The sequence below is a fragment of the Escherichia sp. WS1368 genome (assembly GCF_046487485.1).
Lineage (GTDB): Bacteria > Pseudomonadota > Gammaproteobacteria > Enterobacterales > Enterobacteriaceae > Escherichia > Escherichia coli.
The window spans coordinates 119,308-137,281 of sequence record NZ_JBJQJI010000010.1; the positions used below are offsets into that span (position 1 = coordinate 119,308).

The window sequence follows — 17,974 nt, forward strand, 5'->3', positions numbered from 1 at the left end:
GCCGGATGCGACGCTATCGCGGCTTATCCAGCCCACAAAAACACATGCTTCCCAAACAAAAGAAAAAAGGCCAGCCTCGCTTGAGACTGGCCTTTCTGACAGATGCTTACTTACTCGCGGAACAGCGCTTCGATATTCAGCCCCTGCGTTTGCAGGATTTCGCGCAAACGGCGCAGGCCTTCAACCTGAATCTGGCGAACACGTTCACGGGTGAGGCCAATTTCACGACCTACATCTTCCAGTGTTGCCGCTTCGTACCCCAGCAAACCGAATCGACGTGCCAGTACTTCACGCTGTTTGGCGTTCAGCTCGAACAGCCATTTGACGATGCTCTGCTTCATATCGTCATCTTGCGTGGTATCTTCCGGACCGTTCTCTTTTTCATCGGCCAGGATGTCCAGCAACGCTTTTTCGGAATCACCACCCAGCGGGGTGTCTACCGAGGTAATGCGCTCGTTAAGACGAAGCATACGGCTGACGTCATCAACTGGCTTATCCAGTTGCTCTGCGATCTCTTCCGCACTTGGTTCGTGGTCCAGTTTATGGGACAACTCGCGTGCGGTTCGCAGGTAAACGTTCAGCTCCTTTACGATGTGAATCGGCAAACGAATAGTACGGGTTTGGTTCATAATCGCCCGTTCGATCGTCTGGCGAATCCACCAGGTTGCGTATGTTGAGAAGCGGAAACCACGTTCCGGGTCAAACTTCTCTACCGCGCGGATCAGCCCCAGGTTGCCCTCTTCGATCAGGTCCAGCAACGCCAGACCACGATTGCCATAACGGCGGGCAATTTTTACCACCAGACGCAAGTTACTCTCGATCATCCGGCGGCGGGAGGCAACATCTCCACGCAGTGCGCGACGCGCAAAATAAACTTCTTCTTCGGCCGTTAACAGTGGTGAATAACCAATCTCACCAAGGTAAAGCTGAGTCGCGTCCAACACACGCTGTGTGGCTCCCTGCGATAACAGTTCCTCTTCGGCCAAATCGTTATCACTGGGTTCCTCTTCTACTAAGGCCTTTTCGTCAAAAACCTCAACTCCGTTCTCATCAAATTCCGCATCTTCATTTAAATCATGAACTTTCAGCGTATTCTGACTCATAAGGTGGCTCCTACCCGTGATCCCTTGACGGAACATTCAAGCAAAAGCCTGGTTCCGCCGATTTATCGCTGCGGCAAATAACGCAGCGGGTTTACGGATTTCCCCTTGTAACGAATTTCAAAATGCAAGCGTGTTGAACTGGTTCCGGTGCTACCCATGGTTGCTATTTTTTGCCCCGCCTTCACTTCTTGTTGTTCCCGGACCAGCATTGTGTCGTTATGGGCGTAGGCACTCAGGTAATCATCATTATGTTTGATGATAATCAGATTACCGTAGCCGCGCAGCGCGTTACCGGCATAAACAACGCGGCCATCTGCGGTCGCGATAATTGCCTGTCCTTTGCTGCCCGCGATATCAATCCCCTTGTTGCCCCCCTCAGAAGCGCCAAAGGTTTCGATCACTTTGCCCTCAGTCGGCCAGCGCCAGGTGGAGATAGGCGTACTGGTTGATGTACTGCTGACAGTCGGCTCGGTTGTGCTTGCTGTTGGTACCGTTACAGGCGCTGTGACCGTGGTCGCAGTTGGCTTGTTGTTCGGCAACATTTTGTTAGCACTCTGTTCACCCGAAGACTCAGAATACGTAATTGTCGGTTGCGAAGCAACAGCAACGGTGGAATTTTGTGCAGGCTTGATCACAACTCCTTGCTCTGCTGCATCGGCCTGGGTAATGGCATTTCCGCCAGTGATTGGCGTACCGGAAGCATTACCCACCTGTAAGGTCTGACCGACGTTCAGCGCGTATGGTGCCTGAATATTGTTGCGCTGAGCAAGGTCACGGAAATCGTTGCCAGTAATCCAGGCGATATAGAAAAGTGTGTCGCCTTTTTTCACGGTATAGGTACTGCCGCTATAACTGCCTTTCGGAATGTTCCCATACTGACGGTTGTAGACGATGCGTCCGTTTTCCATCTGTACCGGCTGCTGAGCTACTGGCTGTACTGGCTGGATTTGCGGTTGTTGAGTAGCCTGAATTTGTGGCTGCTGTACCGGCTGAATTTGCGGTTGCTGCGCTGTAGACGTCGTTCCCATTTTCGGCGGCGGCGTAATCAACATACCAGAATTGGTATTTGCAGGCGCATTGCCATTAACGGAGCTGACCGGTGCCGGTGGATTTGAAGTGTCAGAACAGCCTGCCAGCCATAGCGAAACCAGTGACAAAGCCGCAATGCGGCGAACGGTGAATTTTGGGCTTCCCGCGCTCATTTATCCCCCAGGAAAAATTGGTTAATAACCAGTGACATAATTACCGTGCAAGGCACCATACTGAACACTGGAAAAGATGTTCACGATACGCTGACCTGCGGCAAAATAACCAGGAAAAATCCAGGTATTTCCTCACGTTTTAAGCCAGCTCACCCTTCACTAAAGGGACAAAGCGCACGGCCTCCACGGTATCGATAATAAATTCGCCTCCCCGACGACGCACCCGTTTCAAATACTGGTGCTCCTCCCCTACGGGTAAGACGAGAATCCCGCCTTCGTCCAGCTGCGTCATTAGTGCAGTTGGAATTTCCGGCGGTGCCGCCGTAACAATGATAGCGTCAAACGGCGCACGTGCCTGCCAACCTTGCCATCCATCGCCATGACGGGTTGAAACATTATGTAAATCAAGATTTTTCAGGCGGCGACGCGCCTGCCACTGCAAACCTTTAATCCGTTCGACCGAGCAAACATGCTGGACAAGATGCGCCAGGATTGCCGTTTGATATCCCGAACCGGTGCCAATTTCCAGCACCCGCGACTGCGGCGTCAGCTCGAGTAATTCGGTCATTCGCGCCACCATATACGGCTGCGAAATTGTCTGCCCCTGACCTATCGGCAAGGCGATATTGTCCCAGGCTTTTTGTTCAAACGCTTCATCAACGAATTTTTCACGCGGCACGGCGGCAAGTGCATTCAGCACCTGCTCATCCTGAATACCTTGCGCACGTAATTGATCCAGAAGTGCTTGTACGCGTCTGCTTACCATTGCGTGCCAACTCCCACGCTGTTTAACCAGTCTGAAACCACATCTTGCGCGCTATGCGCAGTTAAATCCACATGCAGCGGCGTGATGGAGACATAGCCCTCATCTACCGCAGCAAAATCGGTCCCCGGACCGGCATCACATTTACCGCCCGGCGGGCCAATCCAGTACAGCGTATTGCCGCGCGGATCTTGCTGCGGGATCACCTGATCTGCCGGATGTCGTGTACCGCAGCGCGTCACGCGAATACCTTTGATTTGATCCAATGGTAAATCCGGAACGTTAATATTAAGAATACGTCCGGTGCGCAGCGGCTCTTTACACAGTGCGCGCAAAATTGAACAGGTTACCGCCGCGGCAGTGTCGTAATGTTTATGCCCGTCAAGCGAGACGGCAAGCGCCGGAAAACCTAAATGACGGCCTTCCATCGCGGCGGCTACCGTACCGGAATAAATAACATCATCCCCCAGATTCGGCCCGGCGTTAATTCCGGACACAACAATGTCCGGGCGCGGACGCATCAGAGCATTCACGCCAAGATAGACGCAATCGGTCGGGGTTCCCATTTGCACAGCAATATCACCATTTTCAAAGGTAAACGTGCGCAGGGAGGATTCCAGTGTCAGAGAATTTGAAGCGCCGCTGCGGTTACGATCGGGGGCGACCACCTGAACGTCAGCAAACTCACGCAAGGCTTTCGCCAGCGTTTGTATACCGGGTGCATGTACCCCGTCATCATTACTCAGCAATATGCGCATAATCACCTGTTGTGTTGATAAGTTCCCTGACAACGCTGGTTGCAAAACTACCCGCCGGAAGCCAGAAACGGATTTCTACGGTGACGTCATCCCACCAGTTCCAGCTTAATTGTTGCGGATACAGCAGCATCGCTCTGCGCGCGGCTTCAACTTTTTCGCGCACCAGTAAGGCTTGTAATTCAGTTTCTGCGGCGACAGCTGCTTGTTCGAATGCCAACGCTTCACGCTGAGTTCCCCATTCGCCACTGCCCGGCAATGCGGCGGTTATCATCAGCTCTTTATCGTTGACGCGACGCTGTAATTCCGCCAGTTCTTCGGTGGTTGCGACAAACCAGCTACCACGTCCGGCTAATTGTAGCGCATCGCCGTCAACAACTTGATTAACGTCTGCTTTTTTGAGGCGCTCAGCAACAATCTGATTAAACAACGCACTGCGGGCTGCCGACAACCAAAAACTCCGTTTATTGCGATCGCGCACCGGAGTATTGGTTTGCGCCCAGCGCAGCGCGCCCTGCAAGTTGCTACCGCCAATCCCAAAACGTTGGGCACCAAAATAGTTAGGCACGCCTTTTACGCAAATATCGATCAGACGTTGTTCAACGTCATCGCGATTGCTCACTTCGCGCAGAACCAGGGTAAAGGCGTTACCTTTCAGCGCGCCTAAACGCAGCTTGCGCTTGTGCCGCGCATACTCCAGCACCTGGCAGCCTTCCAGTTGAAAGGCGCTCAGATCGGGCATTTCCTTGCCCGGCACGCGAGCACATAACCACTGTTCCGTTACAGCATGTTTGTCTTTTTGCCCAGCGAAGCTGACTTCACGGGCATGAATTTTAAGGAATTTCGCCAGTGCATCCGCCACAAAACGGGTATTGCAGCCGTTTTTGAGGATTCTAACCAGAATATGCTCACCTTCACCATCAGGCTCAAAGCCCAAATCTTCCACCACCACAAAGTCTTCCGGATTGGCTTTCAGCAGCCCGGTGCCTTGCGGTTTACCGTGGAGGTAAGTGAGATTATCAAACTCAATCATTTTGTTGCCTTAATGAGTAGCGCCACCGCTTCACAGGCAATCCCTTCCCCACGTCCGGTAAATCCAAGTTTTTCCGTAGTAGTGGCTTTCACGTTAACATCATCCATATGGCAGCCGAGATCTTCGGCAATAAACACGCGCATTTGTGGAATGTGCGGCAACATCTTCGGTGCCTGAGCGATGATAGTGACATCGACGTTGCCCAGGGTATAACCCTTCGCCTGAATACGACGCCAGGCTTCGCGTAGCAGCTCGCGGCTGTCGGCACCTTTAAATGCCGGATCGGTATCCGGGAACAGTTTGCCGATATCCCCCAGCGCCGCCGCGCCAAGCAATGCATCGGTCAACGCATGGAGCGCCACGTCGCCATCAGAATGCGCCAGCAATCCTTTTTCGTAAGGAATGCGTACGCCACCAATGATAATTGGGCCTTCACCGCCAAAGGCGTGTACGTCAAAACCGTGTCCAATTCGCATTATGTATTCTCCTGATGGATGGTTCGGGTGAGGTAAAACTCGGCCAGTGCCAAATCTTCCGGGCGCGTGACTTTAATGTTATCCGCGCGGCCTTCGACCAACTGCGGATGAAATCCGCAATATTCCAGCGCCGAGGCTTCGTCGGTAATGGTAGCGCCTTCATTTAGAGCGCGCGTCAGGCAGTCATGTAACAGCTCACGAGGGAAAAATTGCGGCGTCAGCGCGTGCCATAAGCCGTTGCGATCAACGGTATGAGCAATGGCATTTTTGCCCGGTTCGGCACGTTTCATCGTATCGCGCACTGGTGCGGCGAGGATCCCCCCCGTGCGGCTGGTTTCGCTCAACGCCAACAATCGCGCGAGGTCATCCTGATGCAGACAAGGACGAGCTGCGTCATGCACCAATACCCACTGCGCGTCGCCAGCGGCTTTCAGACCTGCCAGCACCGAATCGGCACGCTCATCACCGCCATCTACAACGGTGATTTGCGGATGATTCGCCAGAGGAAGTTGTGCAAAACGGCTATCGCCAGGACTTATGGCAATGACGACATGTTTCACCCGGGGATGCGCCAGCAGCGCATGCACCGAGTGTTCAAGAATGGTTTGATTACCGATTGAGAGATATTGCTTAGGACATTCCGTTTGCATTCGACGGCCAAATCCGGCCGCCGGAACCACGGCGCAAACATCCAAATGAGTGGTTGCCATGTTAATTCCTGGGCTGATTTATCGATTGTTTTGCCCCGCAGACTGTGCGCGCTTCGACGCGTCAGGCACCAGACGATAAAAAGTTTCGCCCGGCCTGGTCATGCTGAGTTCATTACGCGCACGCTCTTCGAGCGCCTCCTGGCCGCCATTGAGATCGTCAATTTCGGCAAAAAGTTGATCGTTTCGCGCTTTAAGTTTCGCGTTTGTAGCTTGCTGTGCCGCCACATCATCATTGACGCGGGTATAGTCATGTATACCGTTCTTACCGAACCACAGCGAATACTGTAGCCAGACCAGAATAGCCAGCAACAGCAGCGTTAGTTTACCCATCCTGCCCCCTGAAAAACGGCATCATCATCCCATGCATCCGAAGACGACTCTACATCCTCTGTTGGGGATACCGCGACAACGCGGGCAAATGTACCACATTTGTCCATTGTTACGTATACCCAGGGCGTGCAGAACATAATCTCATTATTAGTTACGGTTTGAATTATGAACAGAGGAGACAAGAAAGTACAAATTAGCCCAGTAGCCACATAAACAGTGCGCCAAACATAATGCCTACTGTCACCAGGGTGAAAACAATACTGTAGCGTAGCTTTCCGTCCATCAATGAATGCAGCGCAATCCCCACCACTACCGCGACAGGCATCAGTGCCAGAAAGAAAGGCCAGGTGTAGATAAAGAAGAACAGCGTGTTAGAGCCATAAATCAACATCGGCATCGCCAGCGCAAATAACCATGAGATAAAACCGATCACGGCACCAGGCAGTGACCATGTGGTTTCTTCATCCTCAGTAAGGCTATCGTTATTTGTTAGTGTAATGTTATGGCTATTACGCATATTTGATCCTGTTACTTTGACGAACCGGGCATGGAAACCCGGTGGTGTCTCAGGATCTGATAATATCGTTCTGTCTCAACAGATCTAATAATTGCTGTACCAAATTTGTTACTAATTGTTCACCATTGAGATGAATTTCTGCCGATTCAGGCGCTTCGTAAACGGAATCTATTCCCGTAAAGTTACGCAGTTCACCGGCACGCGCTTTCTTATATAAGCCTTTTGGATCGCGGGCTTCGCAAATCGCCAGCGGTGTATCGACAAACACTTCGATAAAGCGCCCTTCTCCTACGCGTTCGCGAACCATCTGGCGTTCGGCGCGGTGTGGCGAGATAAATGCGGTCAGCACCACCAGTCCGGCTTCAACCATCAAATTCGCCACTTCACCGACGCGACGGATATTTTCTTTACGATCGGCATCGCTAAAACCGAGATCGCTGCATAATCCGTGGCGAACATTGTCGCCATCCAGCAGATACGTACTGACGCCGAGTTTATGTAACGCCTCCTCCAGCGCCCCGGCGACCGTTGATTTACCGGACCCGGAGAGGCCGGTAAACCACAGCACTACACCACGATGACCGTGGTGTAGCTCGCGTTGTTGCACAGTGACCGGATGGCTATGCCAGACGACGTTTTCGTCATGCAGCGCCATTATTTATCCCCCAGCAAATCGCGCGCGCCCCAGTGCGGAAAGTGGCGACGAACCAGTGCATTCAATTCCAGTTCGAATGCACTGAATTCAGATGGCGCAGTAGTTGCCTGGCTAACTGGCTCGTGCACCATACCGGCACCTACGGTCACATTACTCAGGCGATCGATAAAAATCAGCCCACCGGTAACCGGGTTTTGCTGATAACGATCTAACACCAGTGGCTCGTCAAAGGTGAGATCCACCAAGCCGATGCCGTTCAGCGGCAGGTTTTCAACTTCGCGTTGGGTAAGGTTATTAATATCAACCTGATAACGAATGCCATCAACACGAGCACGCGTCTTCTTACCGGCAATTTTGATGTCGTAACGCTGGCCTGGGGAAAGCGGCTGTTCCGCCATCCATACCACATCCACCGACGCGCTCTGCACAGCCGGTAATGATTCGTCTGCCGCCAGCAGCAGATCGCCACGGCTGATGTCGATCTCATCCGTCAGCACCAGGGTGATCGCTTCTCCGGCAAAGGCTTCTTCGCGATCGCCATCAAAAGTCACGATCCGCGCGACGTTTGATTCCACACCAGAGGGCAGCACTTTGACACGTTGCCCGACTTCCACGCGACCGGATGCCAGCGTTCCGGCGTAGCCACGAAAATCGAGATTCGGGCGATTAACGTACTGCACCGGGAAGCGCATTGGCTGGGCATCCACCACTCGCTGGATCTCCACGGTTTCCAGCACTTCGAGCAGTGTCGGACCGCTGTACCACGGCATACTTTCACTTTGCGAAGCCACGTTGTCGCCTTCCAGTGCAGAGAGCGGCACAAAGCGGATATCCAGATTACCCGGCAGCTGCCCGGCAAACGTCAGATAATCTTCGCGAATACGGGTGAACGTCTCTTCACTGTAACCCACCAGATCCATTTTGTTGATCGCCACGACCAGATGTTTGATCCCCAACAGTGTGGAGATAAAACTGTGACGACGGGTTTGATCGAGCACGCCTTTACGGGCATCGATCAGTAAGATCGCCAGTTCACATGTCGATGCGCCAGTCGCCATATTGCGAGTGTACTGCTCGTGCCCTGGGGTATCGGCGATAATAAATTTACGCTTCTCGGTAGAGAAATAACGGTAAGCCACGTCAATGGTGATGCCCTGTTCGCGCTCAGCTTGCAGGCCGTCCACCAGCAGTGCCAGATCCAGTTTTTCGCCCTGGGTGCCGTGACGTTTACTGTCGTTATGCAGCGATGAGAGCTGATCTTCGTAGATTTGGCGGGTATCGTGCAGCAGGCGACCAATCAGGGTACTTTTGCCGTCATCGACGCTACCACAGGTCAGAAAACGCAGCAGGCTTTTATGTTGTTGCGCAATCATCCAGGCTTCGACGCCGCCTTCATTGGCGATTTGTTGTGCAAGTGCGGTGTTCATCTTAAAAATACCCCTGACGTTTTTTCAACTCCATGGATCCCGCCTGGTCGCGGTCAATCACGCGACCCTGACGTTCACTGGTGGTGGAAACCAGCATCTCTTCGATGATTTCCGGCAGTGTTTGTGCATTTGACTCCACCGCACCGGTCAGCGGCCAGCAGCCCAGCGTACGGAAACGCACCATCCGTTTTTTAATCACTTCGCCCGGTTGCAGGTCGATACGGTTGTCATCAATCATCATCAACATACCGTCGCGTTCCAGAACCGGTCGTTCCGCAGCGAGATACAGCGGAACAATGTCGATATTTTCCAGCCAGATGTATTGCCAGATATCCTGCTCGGTCCAGTTAGAGAGCGGGAAGACGCGAATGCTTTCGCCTTTGTTAATTTGCCCGTTGTAGTTGTGCCACAGCTCCGGGCGCTGATTTTTCGGATCCCAGCGATGGAAGCGGTCACGGAAAGAGTAGATTCGCTCTTTAGCGCGGGATTTCTCTTCGTCGCGGCGTGCACCACCGAAGGCGGCATCAAAACCGTATTTATTCAGCGCCTGTTTCAGGCCTTCAGTTTTCATAATATCGGTATGTTTCGCGCTGCCATGAACGAATGGATTAATCCCCATCGCCACGCCTTCCGGGTTTTTATGCACCAGCAGCTCGCAGCCGTAGGCTTTAGCCGTACGATCGCGGAACTCATACATCTCGCGGAATTTCCAGCCGGTATCGACATGCAGCAACGGGAAAGGCAGCGTACCTGGATAAAACGCCTTGCGCGCCAGATGCAGCATGACGCTGGAATCTTTACCGATAGAGTAGAGCATCACCGGATTTGAGAATTCTGCCGCCACCTCGCGAATAATGTGGATGCTTTCCGCCTCCAGTTGCCGCAGGTGAGTAAGTCGTATTTGATCCATAACCGTTCCTTTGCAATACCGCTATTTTCTTGCCATCAGATGTTTCGACTATAGGGAGCGTAAGAGAACGAATGAAATTACCAATTAGAATGAGTAGTTCCTTAACGGAATAACGATTTGGCAAAGCTAATATCAAAAAGTGCTTAAGGCACCGGATTTCGGGCGTTTAGGAAGATTTGAAATTGTTTTAGCGCAGCGGCAGTTTCATACTATGGCGGTAAAAAAATTTGCATGGTATTTAAGGACTCACTATGTTTTCCGCATTGCGCCACCGTACCGCTGCCCTGGCGCTCGGCGTATGCTTTATTCTCCCCGTACACGCCTCGTCACCTAAACCTGGCGATTTTGCTAATACTCAGGCACGACATATTGCTACTTTCTTTCCGGGACGCATGACCGGAACTCCTGCAGAAATGTTATCTGCCGATTATATTCGCCAACAGTTTCAGCAAATGGGTTATCGCAGTGATATTCGGACATTTAATAGTCGGTATATTTATACCGCCCGCGATAATCGCAAGAGCTGGCATAACGTGACGGGAAGTACGGTGATTGCCGCTCATGAAGGCAAAGCGCCGCAGCAGATCATCATTATGGCGCATCTGGATACATACGCCCCGCTGAGCGATGCTGACGCCGATGCCAATCTCGGCGGGCTGACGTTACAAGGAATGGATGATAACGCCGCAGGTTTAGGTGTCATGCTGGAACTGGCAGAACGCCTGAAAAATACGCCTACCGAGTATGGTATTCGATTTGTGGCGACCAGTGGTGAAGAGGAAGGGAAATTAGGTGCTGAGAATTTACTCAAGCGGATGAGTGACACCGAAAAGAAAAATACGCTGCTGGTGATTAATCTCGATAACTTAATTGTTGGCGATAAATTGTATTTCAACAGCGGTGTAAAAACCCCTGAAGCAGTAAGGAAATTAACGCGCGACAGGGCGCTGGCAATTGCGCGTAGTCATGGAATTGCCGCAACGACCAATCCGGGTTTGAATAAAAATTATCCGAAGGGTACCGGGTGCTGTAACGACGCGGAAGTTTTTGACAAAGCCGGTATTGCGGTACTTTCGGTGGAGGCAACTAACTGGAATCTTGGGAATAAGGATGGCTATCAGCAACGTGCAAAAACCGCCGCCTTCCCTGCGGGAACAAGCTGGCACGATGTCAGGCTTGATAATCAACAACATATTGATAAGGCGCTTCCTGGAAGAATAGAACGTCGCTGCCGTGATGTTATACGGATAATGCTACCGCTGGTGAAAGAGCTGGCGAAGGCGTCTTGATGGGTTTGAAAATGAGAGCTGGGAGTTCTACCGCAGGGGCGGGGAACTCCAAGTGATGTCCATCATCGCATCCAGTGCGTCCGGTTTATCCCCGCTGACGCGGGGAACACGGCTTTAACCACACGAGCAAGTCCTTCGCTGGCGGTTTATCCCCGCTGGCGCGGGGAACACAGTTAACAACCCGCGCCGAACAAGCCCGACAACGGTTTATCCCCGCTGGCGCGGGGAACACTCGCACCGCGTTAATCCGGCAGAAAAACAACACGGTTTATCCCCGCTGGCGCGGGGAACACCCGACAATCTCCGCCTCCAGTCGGTCGACCTGCGGTTTATCCCCGCTGGCGCGGGGAACACTGTGCCCGACTGCGTGCCGCGTCGAGCGCCTGCGGTTTATCCCCGCTGGCGCGGGGAACACTTCGCCGCCATCATCCTGTGGTGCCAGTTGACCGGTTTATCCCCGCTGACGCGGGGAACACGCGCCTCGGTTGTTTAGCCATGCTCAGCCCCACGGTTTATCCCCGCTGACGCGGGGAACACCTTTCCACCCAGGCACTGATACTCCACATAAACGGTTTATCCCCGCTGACGCGGGGAACACGATCGCCGGGCGCGGTTACCCGCTGCGAAAATCGGTTTATCCCCGCTGACGCGGGGAACACCTCACGCGAGGCATCGATCGTGATCTGATTGTCGGTTTATCCCCGCTGACGCGGGGAACACGATACCTTGCGCTTGTCGCAAAAACAGAGCCACGGTTTATCCCCGCTGACGCGGGGAACACATACTCAAAACCCAACTCACCTGTTGTTTTATCGGTTTATCCCCGCTGACGCGGGGAACACTAATCCGGCGAATCTGCATTTCTACGAGCCGACGGTTTATCCCCGCTGACGCGGGGAACACACTAAGCATACATAACTGTTTTTAAACAAATTTATTCCGCATCAACAATCTACCAACTAAATTAAAACATTTCCTTATTTTTAAAGAACAGATAACTTATTGATTATCAACAGGAAGAAAAGAAACCAAACGCACCCCATCCAAATCCACCGGAATACGTCTATTTTCACCCCAGGTCTGAAATTCAAAACCCGACTCGGTATTGGTCGCCCAGGCCATTACCACATTTCCGCAACCTGCCAGTTGAGAGATTTGCTGCCAGATCATCTCCCGAATACGTTTGGACGTATCTCCGACATAAACACCGGCACGCACTTCCAGGAGCCAGATCGCGAGCCGTCCACGTAAGCGCGGAGGGACATTTTCTGTAACAACGACGACCATACTCATCCGCCGCGTCCCCGGTGACCGCTATCGCCCAGCGTTTCAGGTTCAGGGATGGCAGGCGGTAACATATCCGGCGCGGGTTGTGGTGGTTCAATTTCACCTGCGGCAAGCACTTCCTCGATTAACGGAATTAATTTGCCCGTTAACTTACTGCTACGGAAAATATCACGACAGGCCAACCTGACTTCTTTATCTGGTTCTGCGGGTTGCCTCGCTGCTATTTCAAATGCCTTTGGCACAACCGAATCAAATTTAATGATATCGGCTATGTCATAAACAAATGAAAGCGGTTTGCCACTATGGATAAATCCAATAGCGGGCGCATATCCCGCGGCTAATACTGCCGCTTCAGAAATACCGTACAGACATGATGTGGCAGCACTGATGCAGCGATTCACAACATCGCCTTTTTCCCAGTCTTTAGGATCGTATTTGCGACCATTCCATTTCACACCATATTGTTTCGCCAGTAATGCATACGTCTGGCGAACGCGGGATCCCTCAATTCCACGTAGCTGCTCCACTGAACGGCGAGCTGGCGGTGGCTCACGAAAACGTAATTCATACATTTTGCGCACCACCTTCAGACGTAGATCTTCCGTTAAAGCCAGCTTTGCCTGGTAGAGTAACTTATCAGCACGCGCCCCACCGGGTTGTCCGGAAGAGTAGACGCGAACACCCGCTTCACCGACCCAGACCAGTAGCGTCCCCACCGTGGCGGCCAGATGCACCGCCGCGTGGGAAACTCTCGTTCCCGGTTCGAGCATAATGCAGGCGACCGATCCCACCGGAATGTGCGTGCGGATCCCGGTTTTGTCGATCAGCACGAAAGCGCCGTCCAGTACGTCGATTTGACCGTACTGGAGGAAGATCATAGAGGTGCGATCTTTTAACGGGATCGGACTCAGTGGTACAAACGTCACGCCTCTGCTCCGGGTTTGATCAGCATCAGACCACAGCCGAACGCGCGGCTTTTGCCATACCCCTGGCTCAGACGTTGCAGAAATAACCCAGGATCGGTGACCGTAAGCATCCCCGTATAATCCACGCTACTGAACTGGATCAGTTGCCGGGAGTTTTCCCGCCGCAGTTGCTGTTGTCGGTAGGCATCGACCGAGGTATCCAGTAGTGTAAAACCGCTTCTTTCCCCCTGCGCTGCCAGCCAGTCCAGCGCCGCCTGTTGTTGATGCAACCAGACATCACTTCCTTCCACCTGCCCCCTCACCTGCCGTTTCGCCTCCATCAGCAAGTCGTGGCGTTTGCCCGCTTTACAAATTGTTGGATTCGCCCGCAGGTTGAAACAAAGGGATTGTCCGGTACGCAACTCTGGCGCAAATGGTCGGCATTCGATGGTGAAAATATCACTTTCCGCCGGGCGTTCCTGCGACAGGACAAAAAAGCGAAACGCCCCCTGGAGTTCTTCCCGACGATAAAGAAATTGCCTTTCTTTGCCGCCAGGAAAAAGATCCCACAGCCACTGATGCATTACATATTCACCGCGATCCACCAGATGCAGCAACTGCGCAGGCGAAAGCTGGCCGGTATGTAAGGTTATTCTTGAGAGGTACATGGTTCCTCCTTGCTGAGCCACGGCCCCTGATTGATGGTGCGTTCCCCAAACAGCCACTGCTGACGATTTAAAGGAACATCCCGGCGACGTAATATTTTGCTCGCGACCAGGCCGTCGTGTTCCCCTTCCCACCAGCATTCATCCTGAAGTTTCGGGAGTGAGACTTTCAGTTCGCGGAAACTATCCTGATACTGTTGGTATGCGTTACGTAAGACATCAGACGCGTTGCCTTCGAGCAGTAACGGCGCAAGTGGTAACGCCAGCGGATGACTTTTTCGCCCCAGATAAAGCGGAAAAACCGGATGACGTAAACCGTCCTGCAACTGTTCAAGCCTGTAAGGCGCATCGGGGGTTGTTGCCACCGCCACCATCCACCAGGCATCGGTGTAGTAGTCGCGCCGGGAGATAATCGCGCTCAGAAGATCAGGGGCGCTCAACTCTTCGCGACGGCTGAAATAACGCGCTTTACGCACCTCTTTTGGCATCTGGACCGTGTGATAATCCCGTGCCCAGCGCGGGTTACGGCTGGCGCAAACCACCAGTGAATAGTGGCTGTTAAACGCGTTTAATCGTTCGGTATCATCACGCCGAATCCCTACCCCGGCAGCCAGCAGCCCCAGCAATGCTGAGCGCGAAGGCAGTTCATGGGTATGACGCACTTCGCCGGGGGCATCGACGCCCCAGGATGCCATTGGCCCATGAAGCTGAAAAATCAAATATTGGCTCATTAGCCGCCCCTTACGCGCAGATAAAGTCCAGCACGTCCTTCATGCTTCCCTGTTTGTTCATCACGTCAAAGCTTGCGCATTCGGTCTTCTGTTCATAGACCGTATTCATATTTTCGCGAAGCGTTGTAATACGCTGCACCGCCACATCTAACTGCCGGGTGCCATTAATGGGTTCATAGAAAGCCGCCGCCAGAGAGCGTGGTTGTTCAGTGCCTTTTTCTGCCAGCGCCCAGGAGGCGTAGGCACGGCTGGCAAAGCTGTTCTGTTTGCCGGTTGGGGAGACTTTAAGTGCGGCTTCCGTAAAGGCGCGCAAGGTCTGATTAGCTAACGCTTCGTCACCGCCGAGGTTTTCGACCAGCAGATCTTTATCGATGCAGATATAGGTGTAGAACAGCGCAGAACCGAATCCGGTTTCACCAAGATGCCCGGCACCGGCATCTTCAGAAGCCTGGCGCAAATCATCAACGGCGGTGAAAAAATCATCTTCGACAATCGTTTCACTGACACCAAATGCATGCGCGACCTGGCAGGCGGCTTCAACATTAAATTCGGGTTTATTCGCCAGCATACGACCAAACATAGCGATATCTACCGCCATGCGATCTTTACGTAACAAAGCGAGATCTTCCTCTTTTGGCGCGCGCTTTTCTTCGGCCAGTTGATGGGCCAGCGCTTTTACGGCGTCAAATTCTGCCGGGCTGATATGGACTAGCTGTTCAGTTTCGGCGTTAGTGAGCGGATCTTTTGGTTTTTTGTCGTTTTTAGCTTTCCCAAGATAATCCGCAATTTTTGCCGCCCATTCGATGGCTTTTTTCTCTTCGATGCCTTTCTCAATCAGGATAGTTGCCGCCTCACGCGCAATACGCCCACTGCGAATACCAATATGGCCCGCCAGTGCCTGTTCAAAAAGTGCAGAAGTGCGCCACGCACGTTTCAGACTTTGTGAGGAAACGCGCAGACGCGTTGCTCCACCCAGTACCACAGTTTTTGGCGCACCGGTGTCATCACGGTTAAGGTTGGCAGCAGGGTAAGCGGTTAACAAATGAAGCTGAATAAATGTCGTCATGAGATAGTCCTTTATTAATTTTGTTCGTTATCGGCGTCGCCAGCCTGGTAATATTCCAGCGCCCAGCGGATACGGATAAATTCTGTTGGCCGCTGCTGGCGGCGGTGATGATTGAGCAGGTCGTCGCTCTCCTGGCACCAGCGGAAAATATCTTCTGCCAAAGAGATAAGATTGACGGAACCATTTAATAATTTGACCGCGCGACGTAACTGACGCAGTAAATCATCAGGCGTTTTTACTGCCGACAGGCGAGTAAAACGCCCCTCCGACATTACCGCCGCCAGCTGCGCGGCAAAAGGCTGCCGTTCATCAATAGCTTTAACATTGGCGCTAACTGCGGCGACCAGCGCCAGTGCGGTAAAACGCCACTCTTGTGCTTCAATTTTCCACAAAGTGTGGGTCTGCATCAGCAGAGAACGAAACCCTTCTGACAGACAAACATCATTAACCGTTGTGCTACGCCGCAGACTGGCACGATTGCCGCGTTTTTCCTGCAACTCTTCGTGCCATTTACGCAGCGTGGCTTTGTGCTCCTCTTTTACAATACTCATTCAGCAGCCTCCTGCTTTTTCTCCCTGGCGGCTTTAGCACTTTGCTTCTCCGCCGATGTTGTAAAATATTTCTTGCGCGCGGTCATGACGCGTTTCAAATCAACGGGCTCATAAGGATTAGTGAATACACGCTCGTCAAAATCCTGACGCGCGAATAACCAAATTTCCTTTTGCCATTTGCCGAGTAATTCATCCGCATCCTGACCTTCTTCAATTTGGCGCACTAACCTCAGGAAGCGATGCTGAGTTTTGTTCCAGAAGTCGATATCCACAAAACTGAAATCACCCCTTGCACCTTTTGGATCGGAGAACCATGCTTCTTTCAATGCACTCCGTAACAGACTCAGAATCCGTGAAGCCGTTTGCGCAGCCAGCCGCAGCTTCGGTATCTGGCCTTCTTTTTTATTGAGCAGTAGCGGGAAATGGTGTTCGTACCAACAGCGCGCTTTCATGTTGTCAAAATCATAACCAAATCCCCATAGGCCCACTTTTGCCTGTTTCAGACTGCTGGCATTAAAGAGTTTCACCACCAGCGCGGGAAGTTCCGTATTGTTTTCTGATTTACCCGTTTCGATAAGGCCTAACCAGTCGCGCCAGATTAAACCGCCCGGTTGTGGTTTAACGGAGTAAAACTCGCCCCCCTCTTTAAGTGGTACACGGTAAGGCGTTAAGGGATGCTGCCACATGGCATAATTGGCACCATAATTTTTGGTCGTCATCAGGCTCAGGAGCGCGTCGTTCTGCTCGTCGCAAATATCGCAGTTGCCGACTGTCGTGGTATTAAAATCAATACGTATACGCCGCGGCATTCCCCAGTACGCCTGGAGTTTATTGACCTGATCATGGGTTACCACCGCACCGGCCAGTTCGCTGGTACGCGTCGGGCCTAGCCAGGGGAAAATCAGATCGTCAAATTTTTTGGGTAGCGGTAAGTCGGCTTCATCCTGCGGCATCACGTTGAGCCATAGTTTGCGCCACAAGGGAGTTTGTTGATTGCCCTGATATTCCTGTAATTCAATCAGCGTGGTCATCGGCCCACCGCCGCGTAAGCCGGTGCGATAGCCTTTGCCACCTGACGGCGCATTTAACTGTAGAGAGAACAAGGCTAGTGCAGAACACTGTGGGCACAGGTGTTCCGTTACACCACGCTTGATAAAGTGGTCTTTATTAAACTTTGTTGTTTGAACGCCGGGAATCTCAGGCAGTAGCGAAGCGACCGGAACTTTATCTCCCGTGAGCGCCTCAAAATCCTGCATAAATGAAGGTGAATCTGGCCCGAACTGGAAAGCATGGTCTAATGACAGCAATGCTTCCCGTAGCTTTTCAGCTTCCAGTCCGTCTTCCCAGATATCATCCCAACGACGTTGATCTTTTGGCGCGAAGCTGGTTTGTAATAGTCCCAGCAAAAACTGCCATGCCGCCCCCTGGAGATCTGCCCGCGGCGCAGCGATATCGACAACATTTTCATCCGCCAGATCGACTGGCGCCAGTTTGCCTGTCGTTCCGTCTTTATAACGAACGGGCAACCACGGGGTTGTCAGAAGTGAAAACGAGTTCATACGCATCCTCTCGTAAAAAAGACCATCCCTGGTCGGTTGT

20 protein-coding genes and 1 CRISPR repeat array are annotated in these 17,974 nt (G+C 52.4%); of the genes, 1 reads left to right on the top strand and 19 read right to left on the bottom strand.

Annotated features, from left to right (window positions below):
* Window positions 1-110: 110 nt before the first annotated feature.
* The 12 genes from rpoS to cysD form a co-directional block, all read right to left on the bottom strand.
* Window positions 111-1,103 (bottom strand): RNA polymerase sigma factor RpoS, encoded by a 993-nt coding sequence (gene rpoS, locus ACJHYD_RS17280; RefSeq protein ID WP_000081550.1) that lies wholly within the window; start codon window positions 1,101-1,103, stop codon window positions 111-113.
* A gap of 62 nt (window positions 1,104-1,165) precedes the next feature.
* Window positions 1,166-2,260 carry a murein hydrolase activator NlpD gene (nlpD, locus tag ACJHYD_RS17285; RefSeq protein WP_306174120.1) on the bottom strand — a complete coding sequence of 365 codons (1,095 nt, stop codon included), beginning with the start codon at window positions 2,258-2,260 and terminating at the stop codon, window positions 1,166-1,168.
* A 184-nt stretch (window positions 2,261-2,444) separates the two neighbouring features.
* A complete protein-coding gene (gene pcm / locus ACJHYD_RS17290) occupies window positions 2,445-3,071 on the bottom strand; it encodes a protein-L-isoaspartate O-methyltransferase (protein ID WP_000254708.1) in 627 nt (208 codons plus the stop codon).
* On the bottom strand, window positions 3,065-3,826 hold the full coding sequence (gene surE / locus ACJHYD_RS17295; protein ID WP_001295182.1) for a 5'/3'-nucleotidase SurE: 762 nt from the start codon (window positions 3,824-3,826) through the stop codon (window positions 3,065-3,067). The genes pcm and surE overlap by 7 nt, the downstream gene beginning before the upstream one ends.
* On the bottom strand, window positions 3,807-4,856 hold the full coding sequence (truD, locus tag ACJHYD_RS17300) for a tRNA pseudouridine(13) synthase TruD (protein ID WP_000568924.1): 1,050 nt from the start codon (window positions 4,854-4,856) through the stop codon (window positions 3,807-3,809). Before truD ends, surE begins: the two co-directional genes overlap by 20 nt.
* A complete protein-coding gene (ispF, locus tag ACJHYD_RS17305; protein WP_001219242.1) occupies window positions 4,853-5,332 on the bottom strand; it encodes a 2-C-methyl-D-erythritol 2,4-cyclodiphosphate synthase in 480 nt (159 codons plus the stop codon). The genes truD and ispF overlap by 4 nt, the downstream gene beginning before the upstream one ends.
* Window positions 5,332-6,042, bottom strand: a complete 711-nt coding sequence (ispD, locus tag ACJHYD_RS17310) for a 2-C-methyl-D-erythritol 4-phosphate cytidylyltransferase (RefSeq protein ID WP_000246131.1) — start codon at window positions 6,040-6,042, stop codon at window positions 5,332-5,334. The genes ispF and ispD overlap by 1 nt, the downstream gene beginning before the upstream one ends.
* An 18-nt stretch (window positions 6,043-6,060) precedes the next feature.
* On the bottom strand, window positions 6,061-6,372 hold the full coding sequence (ftsB, locus tag ACJHYD_RS17315; RefSeq protein ID WP_000517476.1) for a cell division protein FtsB: 312 nt from the start codon (window positions 6,370-6,372) through the stop codon (window positions 6,061-6,063).
* A gap of 193 nt (window positions 6,373-6,565) precedes the next feature.
* Window positions 6,566-6,889, bottom strand: coding sequence for a DUF3561 family protein (locus tag ACJHYD_RS17320; protein ID WP_001551549.1), 324 nt, complete (start codon window positions 6,887-6,889; stop codon window positions 6,566-6,568).
* Window positions 6,890-6,938: 49 nt separating this feature from the next.
* Window positions 6,939-7,544: an adenylyl-sulfate kinase gene (gene cysC / locus ACJHYD_RS17325; protein WP_001173673.1), complete on the bottom strand. Its 606-nt coding sequence runs from the start codon at window positions 7,542-7,544 to the stop codon at window positions 6,939-6,941.
* Complete coding sequence (cysN, locus tag ACJHYD_RS17330; protein ID WP_001551550.1) at window positions 7,544-8,971, bottom strand: sulfate adenylyltransferase subunit CysN; 1,428 nt, start codon at window positions 8,969-8,971, stop codon at window positions 7,544-7,546. Before cysN ends, cysC begins: the two co-directional genes overlap by 1 nt.
* 1 nt (window position 8,972) lies before the next feature.
* Window positions 8,973-9,881 carry a sulfate adenylyltransferase subunit CysD gene (gene cysD, locus ACJHYD_RS17335; RefSeq protein WP_000372108.1) on the bottom strand — a complete coding sequence of 303 codons (909 nt, stop codon included), beginning with the start codon at window positions 9,879-9,881 and terminating at the stop codon, window positions 8,973-8,975.
* Window positions 9,882-10,132: 251 nt separating this feature from the next.
* Between cysD and iap the strand changes: the two genes are divergently transcribed.
* On the top strand, window positions 10,133-11,170 hold the full coding sequence (gene iap / locus ACJHYD_RS17340; protein WP_001551551.1) for an alkaline phosphatase isozyme conversion aminopeptidase: 1,038 nt from the start codon (window positions 10,133-10,135) through the stop codon (window positions 11,168-11,170).
* A gap of 81 nt (window positions 11,171-11,251) precedes the next feature.
* A CRISPR array of direct repeats spans window positions 11,252-12,073; the repeat unit is 29 nt; unit sequence CGGTTTATCCCCGCTGACGCGGGGAACAC.
* 96 nt (window positions 12,074-12,169) lie between these two features.
* Here the strand turns inward: iap and cas2e are convergent.
* From cas2e to casA, 7 genes are read right to left on the bottom strand one after another with little or no spacing between them, the layout of a single operon-like run.
* On the bottom strand, window positions 12,170-12,463 hold the full coding sequence (cas2e, locus tag ACJHYD_RS17345) for a type I-E CRISPR-associated endoribonuclease Cas2e (protein ID WP_000063172.1): 294 nt from the start codon (window positions 12,461-12,463) through the stop codon (window positions 12,170-12,172).
* Entirely contained in the window at window positions 12,460-13,383 is a 924-nt protein-coding gene (gene cas1e / locus ACJHYD_RS17350; RefSeq protein WP_000144858.1) for a type I-E CRISPR-associated endonuclease Cas1e, read from the bottom strand. Before cas1e ends, cas2e begins: the two co-directional genes overlap by 4 nt.
* Entirely contained in the window at window positions 13,380-14,030 is a 651-nt protein-coding gene (gene cas6e, locus ACJHYD_RS17355; RefSeq protein ID WP_000281438.1) for a type I-E CRISPR-associated protein Cas6/Cse3/CasE, read from the bottom strand. The genes cas1e and cas6e overlap by 4 nt, the downstream gene beginning before the upstream one ends.
* The gene (cas5e, locus tag ACJHYD_RS17360) at window positions 14,012-14,758 is read right to left on the bottom strand and encodes a type I-E CRISPR-associated protein Cas5/CasD (RefSeq protein ID WP_001551553.1); all 747 of its coding nucleotides are present in this window, start codon (window positions 14,756-14,758) and stop codon (window positions 14,012-14,014) included. The genes cas6e and cas5e overlap by 19 nt, the downstream gene beginning before the upstream one ends.
* Window positions 14,759-14,768: 10 nt before the next feature.
* A complete protein-coding gene (cas7e, locus tag ACJHYD_RS17365; RefSeq protein ID WP_000206445.1) occupies window positions 14,769-15,824 on the bottom strand; it encodes a type I-E CRISPR-associated protein Cas7/Cse4/CasC in 1,056 nt (351 codons plus the stop codon).
* Between the two features lie 14 nt (window positions 15,825-15,838).
* Complete coding sequence (casB, locus tag ACJHYD_RS17370) at window positions 15,839-16,375, bottom strand: type I-E CRISPR-associated protein Cse2/CasB (RefSeq protein WP_000029331.1); 537 nt, start codon at window positions 16,373-16,375, stop codon at window positions 15,839-15,841.
* Window positions 16,372-17,934 (bottom strand): type I-E CRISPR-associated protein Cse1/CasA, encoded by a 1,563-nt coding sequence (gene casA, locus ACJHYD_RS17375; RefSeq protein ID WP_001551554.1) that lies wholly within the window; start codon window positions 17,932-17,934, stop codon window positions 16,372-16,374. The genes casB and casA overlap by 4 nt, the downstream gene beginning before the upstream one ends.
* Between the last annotated feature and the right edge of the window lie 40 nt (window positions 17,935-17,974).